The sequence below is a fragment of the Oleiphilus sp. HI0061 genome (assembly GCF_001635675.1).
Window position 1 is genome coordinate 1 of the sequence record NZ_LWFE01001832.1, and the last position, 623, is coordinate 623.

1 protein-coding gene is annotated in these 623 nt (G+C 48.3%); it reads right to left on the reverse strand.

The window, feature by feature from the left end:
• A partial coding sequence (gene hslV / locus A3735_RS27920; protein WP_068639070.1) for an ATP-dependent protease subunit HslV occupies nucleotides 1–428 on the reverse strand: 428 nt, incomplete at its 3' end.
• Nucleotides 429–623: the final 195 nt, after the last annotated feature.

Here is a 623-nt window from a genome sequence, read left to right on the forward strand (position 1 = left end):
AGCTCGGTGTTTTCAAGTAGAGCTCTTGCGCTAGCTTGAGCGAAAGGGCCGCCAGAGCCAATTGCAATCAGGCTATCTTCAGGCTCTATTACATCGCCATTACCGGTGATGATAAGAGAGTTGTTTTCGTCTGCCACGGCAAGCAATGCTTCAAGCTTTCTGAGTGCGCGATCTGTGCGCCAGTCTTTGGCTAGCTCAACGGCAGCTTTAACAAGATTGCCTTGATGTTTCTCTAGTTGCGCTTCAAAACGTTCAAACAATGTGAAAGCATCTGCTGTGCCGCCTGCAAACCCGGCGATGACTTTGCCGTCATAGAGTCGGCGCACTTTTTTAGCGTTGCCTTTCATGATGGTGTTTCCGAGCGAAACCTGACCGTCGCCGCCAAGAGCAACTTCGCCTTCGCGGCGGACTGATAAGATGGTTGTCATGAACTTCTCCACAAAGTTTGCGTTCACCAATGCGGCCAAGTGGCTCAATTGGTGTTTTGACTAAATACTGCCAGCTGCGATTAAGCGATGTATTGCAGCAGCGAAAGTTTTTATATGGAGTCGCTTGAAGAGATATCAAGCGTTAAGAAGGCGCTTTAGCTATCTTTTTTTACTTTCTTGACGAGAGGCTGGATA